This window comes from Streptomyces sp. NPDC019443, from assembly GCF_044389785.1.
Classification (GTDB): domain Bacteria; phylum Actinomycetota; class Actinomycetes; order Streptomycetales; family Streptomycetaceae; genus Streptomyces.
Genome location: NZ_JBIRYJ010000004.1, coordinates 551,685 through 565,132, shown reverse-complemented (window position 1 = coordinate 565,132; position 13,448 = coordinate 551,685). Strand labels below are relative to the sequence as shown.

The following is a 13,448-nucleotide window of genomic DNA, read 5'->3' as shown; positions in this document are numbered from 1 at the left end:
ACAGGACACCCGCGTACCGGCCTAACACCCGGATCATTTCCCCCACCGATTCCCGGAGTTCGCTACGGCGAGACGGATGCTCAGTTCCTCCCGCGCGGACAGCGGGGCTACCTTTACGGCGTCCCACTCCAGGCCACCTCCCAGCGGACGGAGCATGTACCGCCCGGCCCAGTCGCCCATGACCACGCCCACCTTGTCGGTGGTCATGTCACGGACCAATTGGCCAACTTCCGGCTCGCCGCTACCGGCCGTTGCTTCCTGGGCCCTCTCGGTAGTTGCCATGACCAGCACGCTAGAGACGGCAGAGGAGTCACCCCAAGGAAGTTCCACGGAGTTCCACGCGGATCACTCCAGGGCGTCGATGGCTGACGTGATCAGGGCCCGTGCGTCGGCACCGTAGACCGCCAGACGGGAGAACTCCCCGAACGCTTTCAGGTACTGGCGCACTTCCGTGGGGGCGGTCACGTTCACACGGGCGGTCAGCAATTCCGCTTCGGCCTGTTCGTCGTCGTAGACCGTGAAGGTCTCGATCATCCACATGCGGCGTTCAGCGGAGAATGGGATCACTCCCAGGGAGACGGACGGGAACGCCATGGCGGAAAGCAGATAGCCCAACTGGCCCGCCATCGTCGCGGCGTCGCCCACTTGGTGCCGGAGGACGGACTCCTCCAGGACCAGTGCGAACCGGTGGTCTCCCTCCCGCACGACGCGAGCAGACCGGGCCAACCGAGCCTCCACGGCGTCCGCCACGTCATCCGGCGTCTCGTGAAACTGGCTGATGGACCGCAGTAGGGCTGTGGCGTATTCGTGCGTCTGAAGGACGCCAGGGACGACGTTGGCGCAGTAGGTCCGGAACACCCGCGTGCGCTCGTAGAGGGGAGCATAGGACTCTTGGAGCCTGCGCAGGCCAGTGCGCTGGACCCGCCGCCACTCCACATACATATTGTCGGCGGACCGGGCCGCCGCGATCAGGTCGGCGGTCTGGCCCTCCGCTCGGCACGCTGCGCACCATCGGCGTATGTCGTCGTCCGACGGCGGGGTCACGGCGTTCTCAAGCCGGGACACCTTGGACTTGTACCAACCGGCCCTCTCGGCCAGGGCGTGGCCGGATAGGCCCGCGTCCCTCCGGAGTTCCCGGAGCCGGTCAGCAACCGCCTTGCGGGCAGCCAGGACGCTTGATGACGGGGACGCGGGCATGGATTGATCGGTCTATCGGATCTGGTAGTCCTCGTGCGGCGTCGCGCGCTCCCACACGGCATCGAACGCCGACGCGCACAGCTTCGCCACCTCGGGACGCTCGTCCAGCTCCGGCCCGGCCGAACCGCCCTCACCCGTGAAGTGGTTCCACATGACCACACACCCGTCAAAGAGCCAGAAGTCATTCCCGGGGAGCGCAATGTCCGACGCCTTCCGGCGCGGGAGCCACCGGACCAGCTCTCCGGCTGCCACGTTCTGGTAGGTGCAGGCGTGTTCGTAGCGGATGTACTCGTTCACCGGCTCGGACACGATTCGGGCTCGGCGGAACACCACCCCACGGGCCGACGCGTCACGGGCCCAGGTGTGGAAGTCGTTCCACCACGTGGCCGGGTCGGGGTCGGGCCGCCAGCCGGAACGCCACCTCTCGAACTCGGCCGCCTCCTCCCCGATCCCGTAGGAGTCGCGCATCTCCAGATGGACGGCCGAGTGGTGCGTGTTGGCGAGTAGATCAGTGAACGCCAAGTCGGTCTGCGACATCACATGCCTCCCTCAGTGCGGGCACCATGCGGATGGGCAGCCGTACCACTGCCTCCGTCTCCGGGATCGGGCCCGTCTCCCGGCACTGGGCCGAGAGCTCTTCCCCGGCCTTCCAGCCCTGAATGACGATCTCCTCCGCTTCGTCGTCCACCCAAGCCGTGGGGCACTGCGTCCCGTTGGTGTTCGGGTCCTTAGCGATGAACCGTAGCGCCATGACTGGCTCCGCCCTCCTGTGGGTTCTATGACGTTCCACGACCATCACTCGGTAGGCGGAGGCCGTCAAGGGCGTCTAGAGCCAGGGAAGTTGGCGAGCGTGATCACTCTGGGTTGACCGCCGACTGAGCGCTCCGTAACCGGCTCCGGGTACGCCAAAGGGCCCCGACCGGTCCCACATCGGGGAGGATCGGGGCCCTTGGCGGCACTCACTGAAAGCCCTGTTACGGCCCACTCCATGTACGGCCCGGAGCGAAATACGCCCAGGCCAGGGGCCGCGCGTAGCGGCCGTTCGGGCCTCTCGCAGACCTTGGAACCCGTACAGAGACAGGGCCGCTATCACGTTTCGATGCCCCAGCCCCCTGCTTGAGGGGTCCTCCCCAGGTCGTCTACGGGTTCATGGCTCCCTGCGCGTCCTGTTCGCCAGCCGAAGGCTCCACCTCGTCGCACGCTCCCTGGTCGTCGAGTAGTCCGCCGAAGTGGCCAAAGACCCAGTCGTCAACCATCTTCGGATAGGCATCGATCAAGAGCGTTGGCGGGGACTCACTCGGTTCATCGATCCCGTGACACCACTGCGAGATGACGTTATCCCCCAACGCCAGGTCGGCCACGGCGACACGGAGCCGGATCGCGTGCCCCAGAATGCGGTCCCGGTCCGCAGTCCATATCGCGCCAACCGACGCGCCTTCATGAGCAATGAAGTTCCGGCCTTGCCTGGCCTTGTCGAGCACAGCAGCACCGGCGGACTGGACGCCCAACAAGTGGTTCGCCAGGTCACGGAGGGGTGCCCCCGAGCATTTTGTCCGCTGGGGCCGCATCAATCGCCTGTTGCAGGGACAGCACTGGATCCCCTCGAACCGCCTCAACCAGGCTGGCGATCCGCAGCACGTATTGGCATTTCAACTCGAAAGCGTTAGCCAGATGCAGCGCGCGCCCAGCAGACAAGAACATTGCGTCCAGCAACGCCGGGTCACGCGGTGACAGATAGCTCAGCGACCAGCCCATGTCTCCACGGTAGTGACGCTGTCCACCTGATTTCGGTCCTGCCGGGACGGCCGGGATACCGACACAGCGCAGTTGCCCTCACAAGCGGTCCTGCATCAGTTGCTCCCGTTCCTCGCGGAACAGGTCCTCCGTATGGCCTCGCCGGTACCGCGCGTCCGCCACGTCCACGTCCGCCAGGTCCAGGCCCAACGCCGGAGCCAGCTTTCGGACCTCATCGGCAGAGCCGGTACGAGACGTCCAGCCCTCATCCATGTGGTCGGTCACGGCCAGGGCCACGCGGCCCGTGGCGTCCTCCCCGCCGGTCTGGCCCATGAGCCAGGTGCAAAGTTCACGCGTGCCTCCAGGGCGTCTCAGGACCCACCCGGGCCCGGATGCGGGAAAGGGGCCCGGCACAGTCGCCAGGCCCCCAGGCGGGCGTCTCAGGCCCCGGGAAGGAGGTCCCGGGCCTCCGCCTCCGTCATGTCCGCCGACACCTCCAGGGCGGACACCACGCGGCCCGCCGCGCGGCGCGCTCAACCAGGGGTGCAGACCTGGGAGCGACGGGACCGGACGGGGGCCCTATCGGTGGTGGAGTGGTTCGCCGTGGCACCCGGCCCACTGCCGGGAGTCTGTCGTCCTTGGGTGGCACCCTGCACGGTGCGAGTACGGCCGCCAGTAGACCCCGGCCGGAGACGTTGGGAACGCTTCCTGGCCGGGGCCCCAGTCGGGTGCGGCTCCAGGTGGCGGTCCTCGTTCAAGATGAACCCGAACGGCCGCTCCTTTACCCACCGGCCCTTATGGCGGTCACGGAGAGCGGAGACCCGGAGCTGGATGTTCTTGGCCTCCTCCTTGGCCTGCTCAGCCAGGAACGACGCCAGGGTGACCCAGCCAGGGTTGGCGGAGTCCAGGTTGTCCTTCAGCGACACGAACCGAACGCCGGTGTCCTCCACCAGTTCCACCACGTCGGCAAGCTGTCGGATGCCCTGGCGGGAGACCCGGTCCCACTTCCAGGCGATCAGGAACGCCGGGCGGTTCTCCTTGATGTATTCGGCCATGGCGTCGAACTCGCGACGCCGCACCTTGGCCTTGGAGGCGGAGACGACCTCTCGGAAGATCACGATCTTGGCGTCCGGCCCGGCCAGCTCCCTGGCCCGCCGGATGCAGTCCGCTTCCTGTCCCTCCAGGGAGTCGGACACGAACGTCTCATGCGAAAGCCGCAGGTAAAGCACCGCGACGGCACAAGCAACACTCTGAGGCATAGCCACCCACCACTGTTCAGGTCCCGGACTTTCCTCCGTCCACTGGGGGCCGTGACACGGCACAGAAAGAGCGGTGGTGAGTACTGAACTGGAACACCCCGTCGATCGACTTCTACCGCGCACTGGGTGCGGAGCCGCAGGACGAGTGGACGGTCCACCGGCTGACCGACGAGGCGCTCACCAAGCTCGGTTCATAGGCGTTCTCGGTTCATTGCGCTTATGGGATTCATAGCGACTACGGGTTCAGGACGACCTTGCCCATCGTGCCCCTGGTCTCCAACGCGCGGTGGGCCGCGGCCGCCTCGGCGAGCGGGAAGCGCTGCACGGCGGGGCGCAGCCGGCCCGACGCGGCCTCGGCGAGGGACCGCTCTTCCAGAGCGCGTACGTCGCCGCCCGCCTTCTGGATCATCACCGGGCCGAGCACGCCCTCGGAGGTGATGCCGCGCTCCGCCAGCTCCTCGTCCGTGAAGGTCAGCGGCGCACCGTCGTGCAGGCCCTCGCCCGACCAGCCGAAGACGATGTGCTTGCCGCCCTTGCCGAGGAGGTCGACGGCGGCGCGGGCGGTCGCCCCGCCCACCGAGTCGAACACGACGGTCGCGCGGCGCTCGCCGAGGTAGCCGCGGACCTGGTCGGGCCAGTGGGCCTCCGTGTAGTCGACGGCCAGGTCGGCGCCGTTCTCGACGACCCGGGAGACCTTGGCGGAGCCGCCCGCGAGGCCGATGACGAGGGCGCCGGCGTTTTTCGCGTACTGCACGAGGAGCGTGCCGATGCCGCCAGCCGCGGCCGGGACGATCGCGATGTCGTCGGGGCCGAGGTCGGTGAACTGCAGGATGCCCATCGTCGTACGGCCCGTCCCGATCATCGCGACGGCCTCGGCCTCGTCGAGGTTGCCCGGGATCTCGTGCAGCCTGGCGGCGTCGGCGACGGCGAGCTCCGCGTACCCTCCGGGGGTCATGCCGAGGTGGACGACGACCCGCTTGCCGAGCCGGCCCGGGTCGGTCCCCTCACCGAGCGACTCGACCACGCCCGCGACCTCGCGGCCGGGGATGGTGGGCAGTTCGGCGGGGGCGGGGTAGGGGCCGGTCATGCCCTCGCGCAGGGCGGTGTCGAGGAGATGAACGCCGGCCGCGGCGACGGCGATCCGCACCTGGCCGGGGCCGGGGACAGGGTCTTCGGTCCGCTCGTAGCGAAGGTTCTCGGCGGGGCCGAAGGCGTGGAGGCGGATGGCGTGCATGGCGGGCTCCTCTGAACTGACTCGTGAGCTGACTCGTGGCTACGGGAACACCCTTCAACCTCAAGCCCGCTTGAGGTCAAGAGCCGCTGTCGTCCGCCTGGGCGCCTGGCTACAGGCGCGGGAAACGGGCCTGGAGGTCCCAGACGACGGGGTTGTCGTCGAGCCCCTCGTGCATGTCGGACAGATCCGCGATCAGATCGTGCAGGAAGTCGCGGGCCTCGCGGCGCAGCTCGGCGTGGCTGAAGGTGAGGGGCGGCTCGTCGCCCGGCATCCAGTCGGCCTCCACATCGACCCAGCCGAAGCGCCGCTCGAAGAGCATCCGGTCGGCGGACTCGGTGAAGTCCAGTTCGGCGAACTGGGGTTTCGCGGCGCGGCTGCCGAGCGGGTCGCGGTCGAGTTGCTCGACGATGTCGCACAACGCCCAGGCGAAGTCGAGAACCGGCACCCATCCCCAGGCTGTGGAGACCTCGCGGTCCTCTTTGGTGTCGGCGAGATAGACGTCCCCGCAGAACAGGTCGTGCCGCAGGGCCTGGACGTCCGCGCGGCGGTAGTCGGTCTGCGGGGGGTCGGGGAAGCGACGGGAGAGGGAGTAGCCGATGTCGAGCACGGGGTGATGGTGTCATGGGGGGCGCCCCACCCCGAGCCCGCCCGCCCCCCGGCCCGCCCGCCCCGCCGGGCTACGGCAGCAATCGCTGTTGACACCCGCCCCCGTAGGATCAACTGCGTGGATCAGCGAACTCGCTTACGCACCCTGACGCTGCGCACCCTGACGCCGGCCGTCGCCCTGCTCCTCCTCGCGGGTTGCACCGACGGCGGCGCGGCCGTTCACGGCAAGCCGGGCGCATCAGGCGTACGCGACCCGCTCTTCCGCGATCTCGGCAACGGCGGCTACGACGTCCAGCACTACGCCCTGACCCTCGACTACGAGCCGGAGACCGGCCGCCTCAAGGGCACCGCCGAGATCACCGCCCGCGCCACCCAGGACCTGAGCGCCTTCAATCTCGACCTCCACGAGCTGACCGTCGACAGCGCCACCGTCGACGGCAAGAAGGCCGCCGCCAACCAGGCGGGCGACGAGCTGACGCTGCGCCCGCACCGCGACATCGACAAGGGCAAGACCTTCCGTACCGTCGTCCGCTACTCCGGAGAGCCACAGAAGATCATCAACGAGGGCGGCGACGAGGGCGGCGACGAGGAGGGCGGCGACGAGGAGGAAGCCGACGAAGAAGGCTGGCTGAAGACCGAGGACGGCACGCTCGCGGTCGGCGAGCCCACCGGGTCGATGGCGTGGTTCCCCAGCAACAACCACCCGAGCGACAAGGCCGCGTACGACATCACGGTCACTGTCCCCGAGCGGCTGAAGGCCATCTCCAACGGGAAGTTGATGAGCGAGCGCACCACCGGCGGCCGCACCACCTTCGCCTGGAAGTCGAAGGAACCGATGGCCAGTTACCTCGCCACGCTCGCCATCGGCAAGTACCACGTCGAGCAATCCCGCACCCCCTCCGGCCTGCACGTCCTCACCGCCGTCGACCCGGCTGTGGCCGACGAGAGCGCGGAGCTGCTCGCCCGCATCCCCGAGATCACGAAGTGGGGTACGGACAACTTCGGTCCCTACCCCTTCTCCTCCATCGGCGCCATCGTCGTCCCGACGAAGGAGGTCCAGTACGCCCTGGAGACCCAGACCAGGCCCGTCTTCCCGGCGGAACAATTCGACGTCGGGACGCTCGTCCACGAGATCGCGCACCAGTGGTACGGCAACTCCGTGACGCCCGAGTCCTGGAAGGACATGTGGCTCAACGAGGGCTTGGCCACGTACGCGGAGTGGATCTGGGCGGAGGACTTCGAGGACACCCCGGCCCAGGAGAGCTTCGAGGAGGCCTTCGCCGACGAGGACAACTGGGCTTTCCCGCCTGCTGATCCGCCGTCCGCGGCCGAGGTCTCCGACCGGCCGGTGTACGGGCGGGGCGCGATGGTCATCCACAAGATCCGCCAGGCGGTGGGCGAGCGCATGTTCTACAAGATCGTGCAGGGCTGGGCGACGGAGCACCGGCACGGCAACGCCTCGACCGCCGACTTCACCGCGTACGTGGAGGAGGTGTCCGGCAAGGACCTGGGGAAGGAGGTGTGGAACACCTGGCTGTACGGCAAGGAGAAGCCGGCGCGGCCGTAGCAGAGAGCGCGCGGGGAGCCCCCGGCCGCGCGGCCGGGGGCTCCCTGAACACTGCGGTGAACGTCAGAGGTTGACGCCGAAGTCGCGGGCGATGCCCTCCAGCCCCGAGGCGTAACCCTGGCCGACCGCGCGGAACTTCCACTCGGCGCCGTTGCGGTAGAGCTCGCCGAAGACCATCGCGGTCTCGGTGGCGGCGTCCTCGCTCAGGTCGTAGCGCGCGAGCTCGGTGCCGCCGGCCTGGTTGACGATGCGGATGTAGGCGTTGCGCACCTGGCCGAAGTTCTGGCTGCGGCTGACGGCGTCGTAGATCGAGACCGGGAAGACGATCTTGTCGACGTCGGCCGGCAGACCCGCCAGGTTGACGTTGATCTGCTCGTCGTCGCCGCCGCCCTCGCCGGTGCGGTTGTCACCGGTGTGGACGATGGTCTGGTCCGGCGTCGCCTTGTTGTTGAAGAAGACGAAGTGGGCGTCGGAGGCGACCTTGCCACCGGGGTTGACGCCGATGGCGGAGGCGTCGAGGTCGAAGTCGGTGCCGGTGGTGGTGCGGACGTCCCAGCCAAGGCCGACCGTGACGGCGGTCAGGCCCGGTGCCTCCTTGGTGAGCGAGACGTTGCCGCCCTTGGACAGGCTTACTGCCATTGGGAAGTCCCCTTCGTGGTGGTGTGCGGGCTTCGAGCGCTCCCGAAGCTACCGTCACCCGTCATAACGCAGGCAGGGGACTGCCAGGTTCCACCCGCCTTTCTTTATTTGCCGTGCTCGTCCTTGCCGAGTCGCGGAAAAGCGGGTGACGCGAACGGCGCGGGCACGCGACCATGGAGGCATGTCCGGGCCCTACATCATCCGCGGTTCGGTCTCCCTGCCGGAGGCCGAGCTCATGTGGCGTTTCTCGCGGTCGTCGGGACCGGGTGGCCAGCACGTCAACACCAGCGACTCGCAGGTGGAGCTCCGCTTCGACCTCGCGAAGACCGAGGCGCTGCCGCAGGTCTGGAAGGACCGCGCGCTGGAGCGGCTCGCGGGCCGGTTGGTCGGCGGGGTGATCGCCGTACGCGCGTCGGAGCACCGCTCGCAGTGGCGCAACCGTGAGACGGCGGCGGTCCGCCTGGCGACGCTGCTCGCGGAGGCGACGGCGCCGCCACCGCGGCCCCGCCGTGCGACGAAGATCCCGCGCGGCATCAATGAGCGCCGTCTGCGCGAGAAGAAGCAGCGCGCAGAAACGAAACGAGGCCGCACGGGCCGCGCCTGGGACTAGGAAGCCTGGGACAAGAAGTGGGACTAGGAAGCCTGGGACTAGAAGCCTGGGACTAGGAGTGGGACTGGGAAGGGGTGGGGTGGGGGGAACCGCCCTCAGCCCAACTGGTGGTATCGGCCACGGAAATACAGCAGCGGCCCCCCGTCCCCGCTCGGCAGCGACGCTGCCAGCACCCGGCCGATCACCAGCGTGTGGTCGCCCGCCTCGATCCGTTGTTCCGTACGGCATTCCAGCGTCGCCAGCGCGCCCCGGACCAACAGCGCTCCGCTCACCTCGCCCCGCGTGTACGGGATGTCCTCGAACAGCAGCCTGTCGCTGACCCGCCCCTTCATCGCGAACCGCCCGGCGACGTGCCGCTGGCTCTCCGAGAGCACCGACACCCCCCACAGCGGCTGCTCAGCGAGCAAGTCGTCCATGCGCGAGCCGTTGCGCAGGCTCACCAGCACCAGAGGGGGGTCCAGCGACACCGACATGAAGGCGGTCGCGGTCATGCCGACGTCCTCGCCGCGCGGGCCGTCGTCGGGGTCGTGCGCGGTCACCAGCACCACACCCGCGGCCAGCCGGGACATTGCGGCGCGGAACTCCTCGTTGCTCACCCCCTCAGCATGGGGGATGGCATCAGTGGCGGAAGTAGAGGTCGTCTGCAACACACGAGAACGCTAACCTCGGCCGCCCGGCCCCGCATCGGCCCAGGGGACCAGCCAAGTCCTAGGACCGGCGCAGGACCTGGAGGGGATGGCGCGGGACCGGGACAGGACGGCGCGGGAACGGCGCACGCCGGGGCGCATGACCGGCGTACCCGGATTTGCTTTCAGGAAAGGCATGGGGCGCTCCAACCCCGCACTTGCAACCCTTCGTCATCTGATGTGACTTGAGTCACAGAGTGCAGTAATTGTTGACCCTGTGTACCGAGTGGACAGCTCGCTGTGATTCAGTGGCCGTGATACCGCAACAAGAAAGCCGATGAGAACCCTGGAGTTTGCTGTCGAGGTCTCGGGGAGAGCGAGCGATGGAGACCGAGTCGGAGCCCTACGTCCGTCTTGCGACCCTGCGGCAGCTGCACCAGGTCGTCGCGGACCTCAACACGGCCCGGAGCTTGGCCGACACTCTGCAGACCGTCGCCGACGGCATCGTCGCAGGACTCGGCTACGAATTGGCCTGCGTCAATCTCGTACGCCCCGACGGTGACCTCGTCGTTGCCGCGTTCGCCGGCAGCGCCGCCGCGGAAGCCCTGATCACCGGACGGGTCGGCTCGCGCCCCTCCTGGGAGCGGCGGCTGTCCATGGGTGAGGCCTGGGGCGAGCTCCGCTTCATCCCGCACACCGAGGGCTGGGTGCTCATAGAGGACGACGTCCCGCAGTGGCACACCGAAGGCCCCGATCCCCGCTTCGAGGACGAGTGGCACCCGCAGGACCGGCTGTACGCCCCGATGTACGCGTCGGGCGGCGGCCGTGAGCTCCTCGGCGTCATCTCCGTCGACCGGCCGCGCAATGGACGACGCCCCGGACCCTGGGGCCAGGAAGCGCTCCAGATGTACGCGTCCCAGGCGGCCATTGCGATCAGCAACGCCCGGTTGCGAGCAAACATGCAGCGCGCCCTGGTCAGACTCGAGCGCGAGCAGCAGGCCCTGCGCGCCAGCGAGGAGTCCTTCCGGCAGGCCTTCGAGTACGCGCCGAGCGGCATGGCCATCGCCGAGATGGGCGGCGACCAGCACGGCCGGCTGCTGCGCACCAATGACGCCCTGTGCCGGCTGCTCGGCCGCCCGGCGGCCGCGATGCGCCGGTACTCCTTCGCCGATCTCGTTCACCCCGAGGACGTCGGCACCCTGCTGCGTACGTCCGCGGAGGGCGGCCGCGCCGAGCTGCGTCTCGGCCGCCGGGACGGGACGTACATCTGGGTCTCGCTGCGTAACTCCGTCGTCGCCGACACCGCGGACGGGCCCCGTTTTCTGCTCACCCATGTCGAGGACATAGAGGAGCGCAAGCGCCACGAGCTGCAGCTTGCCCACCGCGCCTCGCACGACTCGCTCACCGGCCTGCCCAACAGCGCCGAACTGCGCGCCCGGCTCAGCTCCCGGCTGTGCGAGCGGCCGCACGCGGCGCGGGAGACGGCCATCGAGGCGCTCGACGCCGCCTACGAGTCCGACACGGAGCACATCTTCGGCGGTGACGGCTTCGATTTCGAGACGACGGGCGTGCCGTACGACCACCATGTGCACGCGATCGCGCCCGACAGCGAGATCGACGACGGGACGAAGGGGCTCGCGGTCCTCTTCTGCGACCTGGACGGCTTCAAGTCGATCAACGACCGGTTCGGGCACCAAACGGGTGACGCGGTGCTGGTCGAGGTCGCGCGCCGGCTCACCACCCTCGTACGCGACAACGACACCGTCGCCCGGCTCGGCGGTGACGAGTTCGTCGTCCTCGCCGACGGCCTGGGCGCGGCGGACGCCGCCGACCTGGCCGTTCGCCTGCGGAACGCGATCATCCTGCCGATCCGGGTCGGCGGCAGGGGGGTCCGCGTCGGGGCGAGCTTCGGGATCGGCTGGGCGAGCTGCGGGATGTCCGTGGAAGAGGTCCTGCAATCAGCTGACCAGCGGATGTACATCGAGAAGCGGTCGCGGGCGAAGGTGCACCGGCGGGCCGGCTGAGGGCAACGACACCCTCTGGGTTACTCCGAACCGGGTAGGCTCGCCCGCGTCGGCGATGTGCTGACGACATGGTGAGGAGTGACTAGGGATGACGGCCGGGAACAGCGGCGCGAGCACGCCCGAGGACGACGATCCGTTCGGCTACCTGTACGAGGACGGACGGGCAGCGGGCGCGACACCGCCCAGCCAGGGCCGCGGCTACGGCTATCCGGGTCCGGCCGCGCAGCCCGGGGTCCCCAGAACCTCGTACAACCAGGTACGGACGGTCGGCGAGCGCCAGTACGGCCAGGTGCCGCAGCAGGCGCACGCACCGCAGGGCCAGCCGACCGCGCAGTACGCGGCGCCCGAGACCTACCCCGGCGGCGCTCCCACCCGCCAGACCGTGCCCCAGCAGCACGGCGGCGGCCATGGTGGCGGCCGCGGCGGCGGCCCCAACACCAAGGGCCTGCTGATCGGCGCGATCGCGGTGGTCGCGGTCGTGGTGATCGCCATCGGCGTGGCGCTGATGACGGCCGGCGGCGAGGACGACAAGGCCGGCGACCGGTCCGGCGGGAACGGCGGCGCGACGGCGGGCCAGTCCGTGAAGCCGAGCGATGAGCCGTCCGCCTCGGAGGACGTGCAGGAGCCGCTGCCGAAGCAGGATGCGGCGACATTGCAGCTCGGAGCCCCTGCCGCGCTTGCGAAGGACATCGAGGGCGCGGAGGGTGCCGGCGGAGCGTTTGTGACCGGCTTCAACTCGGTGGGCGCCTCGGTCACCTGGAAGGCGAAAGTCACGTCGCCCGGCGCGTACAAGCTGTATGTGCGCTACGCCATCCCGGCGCAGGACGCCAACGCCACGCTGACCGTCAACGGCAAGGCGAACAGCAACCCGCTGGGGCTGAAGAACTTCATCAAGTCCACGGACCCGGCCTGGGACAAGAACTGGCAGACCACATGGGCGCCGGTCACCTTGAAGCAGGGCGAGAACGAGATCAAGATTTCCTGCGAGCAGGGCAACCAGTGCAACGCCATTCTCGACTGGCTCGAGGTCAGGAACGGCTGATCACGTTCGGATCCGCTCGGATCGTCCGCAGGAAACCCGCCACCGTCCCGGCCATCGCTTCGCGAGCCGGGACGAGGTATTTCCGGGGGTCCACCGTCGACGGGTTGGCCTCCAGGAAGGCCCGGACCGCGCCGGTGAACGCCGTGTTGAGCGCCGTGCCGACGTTGATCTTGACCATGCCGGCGGCGACCGCGCGGCGGATCTCCGCGTCCGGGACGCCGGAGGAGCCGTGCAGGACCAGGGGGACCGGGACCGCGTCCCGCAGGCAGGTGATCAGGGTGTGGTCCAGGGACGCCGTGCGCTGCGTCATCGCGTGGGACGAGCCCACCGCTACGGCCAGCGCGTCCACGCCCGTGTCGACGACGTAGGCCGCGGCCTCGGACGGGGCGGTGCGGACGCCCGGGGCATGGGCGTCGAGCGGGGGCTCGCCCTCCTTGCCGCCGACCTTGCCGAGCTCCGCCTCGATCCAGATGCCGCGCTCGTGGCCCCAGCGCACCGCGTCCGCCGTGGCCTTGACGTTCTCGTCGTACGGCAGCTTCGAGGCGTCGAACATCACCGAGCTGAAGCCCTCGTCGGCCGCCGCCCGCAGCAGGTCCGCGGATACGACATGGTCGAGGTGGAGGGCGAGCGGGGCGGTGGACGCGCGGGCGACGGCGGATGCGGATGCGGCGATCGCGGAGAGCTTTCCGCCGTGGAACTTCACCGCGTTCTCGGATATCTGCAGGATCGCGGGCGCGCCGGCCTGCTCGGCCCCGGCGGCGATCGCCTCCGCGTGCTCCAGGGTGATGACGTTGAAGGCGGCTATGCCGTGGCTGCCGGCCGCGGCGGCCGAGACGAGTTCACAGGTGCTGACGAGTGGCATGGTGCCCCCCAATTCCCGGGCGGCTGTGCCCGATTGTGCGCTCACTGT

The 13,448-nt window shown here is 69.1% G+C and carries 17 protein-coding genes and 1 pseudogene; 5 read left to right on the top strand and 13 right to left on the bottom strand.

All coding sequences use genetic code 11. The annotated features are described in order from the left end of the window. Nucleotides 1-33: 33 nt before the first annotated feature. From ACH492_RS16780 to ACH492_RS16745, 8 genes are all read right to left on the bottom strand, one after another. Nucleotides 34-282: a hypothetical protein gene (locus ACH492_RS16780; protein WP_398987128.1), complete on the bottom strand. Its 249-nt coding sequence runs from the start codon at nucleotides 280-282 to the stop codon at nucleotides 34-36. 63 nt (nucleotides 283-345) lie between these two features. Further along, a complete protein-coding gene (locus tag ACH492_RS16775) occupies nucleotides 346-1,197 on the bottom strand; it encodes a helix-turn-helix domain-containing protein (protein WP_398987126.1) in 852 nt (283 codons plus the stop codon). 12 nt (nucleotides 1,198-1,209) lie between these two features. After that, entirely contained in the window at nucleotides 1,210-1,734 is a 525-nt protein-coding gene (locus ACH492_RS16770) for a DUF6879 family protein (RefSeq protein ID WP_398987123.1), read from the bottom strand. After that, complete coding sequence (locus tag ACH492_RS16765; protein WP_398987121.1) at nucleotides 1,706-1,948, bottom strand: hypothetical protein; 243 nt, start codon at nucleotides 1,946-1,948, stop codon at nucleotides 1,706-1,708. The genes ACH492_RS16770 and ACH492_RS16765 overlap by 29 nt, the downstream gene beginning before the upstream one ends. A gap of 388 nt (nucleotides 1,949-2,336) precedes the next feature. Next, complete coding sequence (locus ACH492_RS16760) at nucleotides 2,337-2,678, bottom strand: hypothetical protein (protein WP_398987119.1); 342 nt, start codon at nucleotides 2,676-2,678, stop codon at nucleotides 2,337-2,339. Between the two features lie 43 nt (nucleotides 2,679-2,721). Further along, nucleotides 2,722-2,952, bottom strand: coding sequence for a hypothetical protein (locus tag ACH492_RS16755; RefSeq protein WP_398987117.1), 231 nt, complete (start codon nucleotides 2,950-2,952; stop codon nucleotides 2,722-2,724). 78 nt (nucleotides 2,953-3,030) lie between these two features. Further along, a complete protein-coding gene (locus ACH492_RS16750) occupies nucleotides 3,031-3,264 on the bottom strand; it encodes a hypothetical protein (protein WP_398987115.1) in 234 nt (77 codons plus the stop codon). Nucleotides 3,265-3,464: 200 nt separating this feature from the next. Then, nucleotides 3,465-4,190, bottom strand: coding sequence for a recombinase family protein (locus tag ACH492_RS16745; protein ID WP_398987113.1), 726 nt, complete (start codon nucleotides 4,188-4,190; stop codon nucleotides 3,465-3,467). 80 nt (nucleotides 4,191-4,270) lie between these two features. Here ACH492_RS16745 and ACH492_RS16740 point away from each other — a divergent pair. After that, nucleotides 4,271-4,387, top strand: a pseudogene (locus ACH492_RS16740) (GNAT family N-acetyltransferase); the annotation flags it as partial. Nucleotides 4,388-4,425: 38 nt separating this feature from the next. Here ACH492_RS16740 and ACH492_RS16735 read toward each other — a convergent pair. After that, nucleotides 4,426-5,424 (bottom strand): zinc-binding dehydrogenase, encoded by a 999-nt coding sequence (locus tag ACH492_RS16735; RefSeq protein ID WP_398987111.1) that lies wholly within the window; start codon nucleotides 5,422-5,424, stop codon nucleotides 4,426-4,428. Between the two features lie 109 nt (nucleotides 5,425-5,533). Next, a complete protein-coding gene (locus tag ACH492_RS16730; RefSeq protein ID WP_398987109.1) occupies nucleotides 5,534-6,031 on the bottom strand; it encodes a hypothetical protein in 498 nt (165 codons plus the stop codon). Nucleotides 6,032-6,148: 117 nt separating this feature from the next. On the opposite strand from ACH492_RS16730, the gene ACH492_RS16725 reads away from it, so the two are divergent. Beyond that, nucleotides 6,149-7,597, top strand: coding sequence for a M1 family metallopeptidase (locus tag ACH492_RS16725; RefSeq protein ID WP_398987107.1), 1,449 nt, complete (start codon nucleotides 6,149-6,151; stop codon nucleotides 7,595-7,597). Between the two features lie 63 nt (nucleotides 7,598-7,660). Here ACH492_RS16725 and ACH492_RS16720 read toward each other — a convergent pair whose 3' ends face one another. Next, complete coding sequence (locus tag ACH492_RS16720; protein ID WP_307662654.1) at nucleotides 7,661-8,236, bottom strand: TerD family protein; 576 nt, start codon at nucleotides 8,234-8,236, stop codon at nucleotides 7,661-7,663. 181 nt (nucleotides 8,237-8,417) lie between these two features. Here ACH492_RS16720 and arfB point away from each other — a divergent pair, with 181 nt between their 5' ends. After that, on the top strand, nucleotides 8,418-8,846 hold the full coding sequence (arfB, locus tag ACH492_RS16715) for an alternative ribosome rescue aminoacyl-tRNA hydrolase ArfB (protein ID WP_307662655.1): 429 nt from the start codon (nucleotides 8,418-8,420) through the stop codon (nucleotides 8,844-8,846). 95 nt (nucleotides 8,847-8,941) lie between these two features. On the opposite strand, the gene ACH492_RS16710 is transcribed toward arfB, so the two are convergent. After that, complete coding sequence (locus tag ACH492_RS16710; protein ID WP_398987104.1) at nucleotides 8,942-9,496, bottom strand: flavin reductase family protein; 555 nt, start codon at nucleotides 9,494-9,496, stop codon at nucleotides 8,942-8,944. A gap of 359 nt (nucleotides 9,497-9,855) precedes the next feature. Here ACH492_RS16710 and cdgB point away from each other — a divergent pair, with 359 nt between their 5' ends. Together cdgB and ACH492_RS16700 are read left to right on the top strand one after the other, a co-directional pair. Further along, on the top strand, nucleotides 9,856-11,496 hold the full coding sequence (cdgB, locus tag ACH492_RS16705) for a diguanylate cyclase CdgB (protein ID WP_398987102.1): 1,641 nt from the start codon (nucleotides 9,856-9,858) through the stop codon (nucleotides 11,494-11,496). Nucleotides 11,497-11,584: 88 nt separating this feature from the next. Continuing rightward, complete coding sequence (locus tag ACH492_RS16700) at nucleotides 11,585-12,538, top strand: CBM35 domain-containing protein (protein ID WP_398987100.1); 954 nt, start codon at nucleotides 11,585-11,587, stop codon at nucleotides 12,536-12,538. Here the strand turns inward: ACH492_RS16700 and ACH492_RS16695 are convergent. Then, a complete protein-coding gene (locus ACH492_RS16695) occupies nucleotides 12,525-13,400 on the bottom strand; it encodes a ketose-bisphosphate aldolase (protein WP_398987098.1) in 876 nt (291 codons plus the stop codon). The genes ACH492_RS16700 and ACH492_RS16695 overlap by 14 nt on opposite strands. Between the last annotated feature and the right edge of the window lie 48 nt (nucleotides 13,401-13,448).

Coding starts and splice junctions, on each gene's coding strand:
- ACH492_RS16755 (WP_398987117.1), bottom strand. CDS start 2,952: ATGGGCTGGTCGCTGAGCTATCTGTCACCGCGTGACCCGGCGTTGCTG.
- ACH492_RS16775 (WP_398987126.1), bottom strand. CDS start 1,197: ATGCCCGCGTCCCCGTCATCAAGCGTCCTGGCTGCCCGCAAGGCGGTT.
- arfB (WP_307662655.1), top strand. CDS start 8,418: ATGTCCGGGCCCTACATCATCCGCGGTTCGGTCTCCCTGCCGGAGGCC.
- ACH492_RS16780 (WP_398987128.1), bottom strand. CDS start 282: ATGGCAACTACCGAGAGGGCCCAGGAAGCAACGGCCGGTAGCGGCGAG.
- ACH492_RS16745 (WP_398987113.1), bottom strand. CDS start 4,190: ATGCCTCAGAGTGTTGCTTGTGCCGTCGCGGTGCTTTACCTGCGGCTT.
- ACH492_RS16735 (WP_398987111.1), bottom strand. CDS start 5,424: ATGCACGCCATCCGCCTCCACGCCTTCGGCCCCGCCGAGAACCTTCGC.
- ACH492_RS16765 (WP_398987121.1), bottom strand. CDS start 1,948: ATGGCGCTACGGTTCATCGCTAAGGACCCGAACACCAACGGGACGCAG.
- ACH492_RS16750 (WP_398987115.1), bottom strand. CDS start 3,264: ATGGGCCAGACCGGCGGGGAGGACGCCACGGGCCGCGTGGCCCTGGCC.
- ACH492_RS16700 (WP_398987100.1), top strand. CDS start 11,585: ATGACGGCCGGGAACAGCGGCGCGAGCACGCCCGAGGACGACGATCCG.
- ACH492_RS16720 (WP_307662654.1), bottom strand. CDS start 8,236: ATGGCAGTAAGCCTGTCCAAGGGCGGCAACGTCTCGCTCACCAAGGAG.
- ACH492_RS16770 (WP_398987123.1), bottom strand. CDS start 1,734: ATGTCGCAGACCGACTTGGCGTTCACTGATCTACTCGCCAACACGCAC.
- cdgB (WP_398987102.1), top strand. CDS start 9,856: ATGGAGACCGAGTCGGAGCCCTACGTCCGTCTTGCGACCCTGCGGCAG.
- ACH492_RS16695 (WP_398987098.1), bottom strand. CDS start 13,400: ATGCCACTCGTCAGCACCTGTGAACTCGTCTCGGCCGCCGCGGCCGGC.